The organism is Bacteroidota bacterium (genome assembly GCA_030706565.1).
Classification (GTDB): Bacteria; Bacteroidota; Bacteroidia; order Bacteroidales; family JAUZOH01; genus JAUZOH01.
Map to the genome: position 1 here is coordinate 1 of JAUZOH010000296.1, position 4772 is coordinate 4772.

Annotated in this window: 4 protein-coding genes; 2 read left to right on the top strand and 2 right to left on the bottom strand. The window is 40.7% G+C overall.

From position 1 onward, the window contains the following. Together Q8907_12845 and Q8907_12850 are read left to right on the top strand one after the other, a co-directional pair. On the top strand, positions 1-1915 hold a 1915-nt coding region (locus Q8907_12845; GenBank protein ID MDP4275157.1), incomplete at its 5' end, for a glycoside hydrolase family 3 C-terminal domain-containing protein. 21 nt (positions 1916-1936) lie between these two features. Beyond that, positions 1937-2992 carry a family 43 glycosylhydrolase gene (locus tag Q8907_12850; GenBank protein ID MDP4275158.1) on the top strand — a complete coding sequence of 352 codons (1056 nt, stop codon included), beginning with the start codon at positions 1937-1939 and terminating at the stop codon, positions 2990-2992. A 541-nt stretch (positions 2993-3533) separates the two neighbouring features. Here the strand turns inward: Q8907_12850 and folD are convergent. Together folD and Q8907_12860 are read right to left on the bottom strand one after the other, a co-directional pair. Then, positions 3534-4415, bottom strand: a complete 882-nt coding sequence (gene folD, locus Q8907_12855) for a bifunctional methylenetetrahydrofolate dehydrogenase/methenyltetrahydrofolate cyclohydrolase FolD (GenBank protein ID MDP4275159.1) — start codon at positions 4413-4415, stop codon at positions 3534-3536. A gap of 128 nt (positions 4416-4543) precedes the next feature. Continuing rightward, on the bottom strand, positions 4544-4772 hold a 229-nt coding region (locus Q8907_12860), incomplete at its 5' end, for a signal recognition particle protein (protein ID MDP4275160.1).

Sequence of the window (4772 nt, forward strand, 5' to 3'; positions counted from 1 at the left end):
TGCAGTAAGGCAGGCGGATGTGGCTACGATAATGACTTCAGCAAACGGCGTAAATTATGAATTCGTCAGCGACAGCAGAAAACTGCTAACGGATATTTTAAAAAACAAATGGGGATTTAAAGGATTTGTAATGACAGACTGGTTGCAAACCCGCTCCGTTGAAAAAGCGGCATTTGCCGGACTGGATGTCTCCATGCCGGGCGGTGACAATTGTGGGTTTGGCACGGCTTTATTGGCGGCAGTTAAAGCAGGCAGGGTAACAGAAAGTAATATTGACGATAAAGTCAGAAGAATTTTAGGAGTTTACGATAGAATAGGTGCTCTTGACGGACTGAATATCAGTAAGGGGGCTCAATTAAATACCAGAGAACATCAGATGACGGCAAGGGAAATAGCCGAAAACGGAATTGTTTTGTTGAAAAATCAAAATAATGGCCTGCCTCTTGATAAGAACAAAATTCGACATATTTTAGTCACCGGGCCCAATGCCGATAAAAGGTTCTGCCTGTTGGCAATGGGTGGAAGTTCATGGGTGGAGTCGCCTTATGAAATAACGGTTCTAAAAGGAATCAGGGATTTTATAGGGGAAGATAAAGTGACTTATATCTCATCTGACGATCTTGGCGGTTTCCAGGTAATTCCGGATGAAGTATTGAAGCCCGTAAATGGCGTCAGGGGATTTAACGCAAGATATTATATCAAAGGGAAAAAAGATCCTGTACTGACAAGAATAGACAAGAAAGTGGATTTTATGTGGGAAATGAAAGCTCCTGACAAAAGCATCAACGTTGAAGATTTTAGGGAAGCCAGATACGATGCGGAAATTATTCCACCCGTAGATGGGAAATATACTTTCCGTTTTATTTCAGGAGGAGGAAGTGCTATTGCCTACAATAATGAATGGGCGGGAGCTCCTATGGCCATCGCAGACCCCGCAAGGGGAAACGGAAACGTTACGGCATCAGTCGATTTAAAGAAAGGAATTCCCTTTCATCTTTGTGTTGTGTATAGTAAAAATATAGGCGACGCAGCCCTGCGGATAGAATGGGAAACGCCCCAATCTGACCTCTCAGTAAAGAAGTTACATGAAATTGATAAAATCGCAAAAAAGGCTGATGCGGTGATTTATGTGGGTGGAATCGATCACAGCCTGGATACCGAAGGTAGGGACAGGGTCAGCATGGCCTTCCCGATGGTACAGGAAAACCTGATCAATCGCCTGGCTAAAATAAACAGGAATGTAAATGTTGTCCTGATCAACGGCTCACCTCTTGAAGTAGGAGGATGGTTTCCCAATGTCAGGTCCGTCCTGGAAGCCTGGTATCCGGGGATGGAAGGAGGAAACGCTGTTGCCGGCATATTATTTGGGAAAGTAAATCCTTCCGGCAGATTGCCCTTTACCTGGCCTAAAAAATTAGAAGATTCACCTTCCTATAAATTCGGATTTCAGGATAACGATTATATCCTATATTCCGAAAAACTAATGGTGGGATACAGATACTACGATACAAAAAATGTAGAACCCCAGTTCCCGTTCGGCTACGGTTTGTCATATTCGGATTTTGTATACAGCGATTTAACCGCAGAGACAACCCGTAACAATGAAGTTACCGGCAGTGTGAAAGTAAGCAACAAAGGAAATTTGGACGGATACGAGGTGGTCCAGGTATATGTAAAACCCATTAATCCTGCTGTTGATCGTCCTGTTCATGAACTAAAATATTTCAAAAAAGTATTCGTAAAAGCCGGAGAAACGATTGATGTAAAATTTATTTTGAAACAGGATGCTTTTTCTTATTATGATGTTCAAGTTGGCGACTGGGTAGTAGATCAATGCAAATATGAACTTGAAATAGGAAAAAATTCCAGGGATATAGTCCTTAATACTTCTGTCTCTCTGAAAGGCAATAATTGATCATAAATTAAATTAAAAATCATGAAAAAATCTATGATTTCTTTGTTTTCATTTTTTTCGCTATTATTTGTTTCGTACGTGATGTTGAGTTGTAAAGTCAGTAGCGACAATGATAAAGGAAATCCGGGAGGGATGGATTCAACAAAAACATCAACTTATATGAATCCGGTTGTAAAAACCAGTTTGCCGGATCCTACGGTAATCAGGTCAAATGATGGCTGTTATTACCTATATGCAACCGAGGACATTCATAATGTACCGATTTTAAAATCTAAAAATTTAGTAAACTGGACCAAGGTGGGTACAGTATTTACGGATGCGACAAGACCTGATTTTGTTGCCGGAGGAGGGATATGGGCACCGGATATAGAATTTATAAACGGGCAATATGTCCTGTATTATGCAATGTCGGTCTGGGGAGGAGAATGGACCTGCGGGGTTGGAGTGGCAATAGCTCATTCACCCTCAGGACCTTTTGTTAATAAAGGAAAATTGTTTATTAGTAGTGAAGTAGGTGTGCAAAATTCTATTGATCCGTGTTATATAGAAGATAATGGAATAAAATATTTGATCTGGGGCAGTTTTCATGGTATTTATGCAATTGAATTAACGGAAGACGGACTGCAATTAAAACCCGGTTCAAAACCGGTACAAATTGTAGGAACAGCATACGAAGGCTCATATGTCTTTAAAAGAGGAGAATATTATTATTACTTCGGCTCTACAGGTACATGTTGCGAAGGGGCAAACAGCACTTACAGGGTAGTATATGGCCGTTCTCAATCTTTATTGGGGCCTTATTTGAATAAAAAAGGGGAAGATTTAATGAATAACAAATATGAGGTATTAATAGGTCCTAATACTTCTTTTGTAGGAAATGGCCATGATTCGCAGATCGTAAAAGACGATGCAGGAAACGATTGGATGTTTTATCATGGCTGGATAAAAAGCACCGGTCAGGGAAGATATTTGATGTTAAGTCAGATTAATTGGGATAACCTGGGATGGCCTTATGTTTTGGGAAATAGTCCGCAAAATTTTTCTACATGTCGCCCGGTTATGAAAAACTCCAAATAAATTATCCTTAATCAAATCTTGGCGGTTTGTTATCTTATATGTTTGAAGTTGTTTGAAATGGTTTGAAATGGTTTGAAGTTGTTTGAAATAGTTCGATATGGTTCAACGAGTTCAAGAGGGTTCAAAAGGTTCAAAGTGTCGGATCAGGTAGAAAACAAAGAGGAGGGATCAAATATATTTTCATTTGCCTTCGACTCCGCTCAGGTACCGCTTAAAGCACGGCCGGTGGCAGTATGATTTCCCTGTGTCTGAGCGGATTCTAAGCCAAAATTCATTGTTCAGTGATCCTCATGACTTTCTCAGCCTAAGAATGACTTTATTTGAGATTTGGAATGTCTTTATTTTCTCTGTGCCCTTCGTGCTTCCGTGTTTTTATTTGCGATTTTGTGGCTTGGCGAGAAATACATCTCACGTTAAGATGCAATGGTGTAAAGGTTTATATAAAAGGTAACTAAGAAATTTGCAGTATCCGAATTGATTTAATAAAAAAGGCAATAAACCAGTCATTTATTGCCTTTTTATGATGAATAGAATACTTAATTTAAGAATAAATTGTCTTTTTTGCGGCCAGCAGGGTGTTTTTTAGGAGTGAAACTATGGTCATCGGGCCGACGCCACCCGGAACCGGTGTAATGAAGCTGCATTTTGGCGATACTTCATCGAACTTAACATCTCCCAGTAATTTCCAGCCCGACTTGGTCTGATCGGATTTGACGCGGGTCGTACCAACATCAATCACAACGGCTCCATCTTTAATCATATCGGCTGTTACAAATTCGGATTTTCCAAGGGCTGCAATCAGAATATCGGCCTGACGGCAAACTTCCTTGAGGTTTTTAGTGCGGCTGTGGCAAAGAGTAACCGTGCAATCGCCAGGATAACCTTTTTGGGCCATCAGGATGCTCATGGGTTTGCCAACAATATTGCTACGGCCAATAACTACACAGTTTTTGCCTGATGTTTCTATTCTGTATCTTCTGAGTAATTCAAGGATGCCGGCGGGAGTGGCGGAAACAAATCCCGGAAGGCCAATAACCATACGGCCAACATTTACCGGGTGAAATCCGTCCACGTCTTTCCTGGGATTTACGCTTTCAATAACTTTTTGTTCGTCAATATGTTTGGGCAAAGGAAGTTGAACGATGAATCCGTCAATATCCTTGTCGGTATTCATTTCTTCTACTTTTTGGAGCAATTCCTCTTCAGTGACTGTGTCTTCGAACCTGACCAGGGTGGATTTAAAACCTACCTGTTCGCAAGCTTTAATCTTATGAGCCACGTAAGTTTCGCTGCCTCCGTCATGTCCTACTAAAATTGCTGCCAGATGGGGAGTTTTGGTGCCTTCAGCATGCATCCTCTTCACCTCTTCAGCAATTTCCCTTTTAATTTCATCTGCAATTCTTTTGCCGTCAATCAATGTCATGATTATAGACTGTTAGTTATTTATTTGTATTGTACCTAATTGTTATCTCCTTAAAATTCTTTATTTTATTAACTTATTAACTTATTAACTTATTAACCCATTAGCCCATTAACCCATTAGCACATTAACTAGTTTCTTACCTTCATATTCCCCATCATTCTCGACAGGTTTTTGCCGCTTGATACCATTTTCATCATCTTGCGGGTTTCGTCAAACTGTTTGGCCAGCCGGTTTACTTCCTGGATGCTTGTTCCGCTGCCGGTGGCAATTCTTTTGCGTCGGCTTCCGTTCAGCATATCGGGATTTTCTCTTTCTTCGGGTGTCATGGATGAGATAATGGCCTCAATTCCTTTAAAA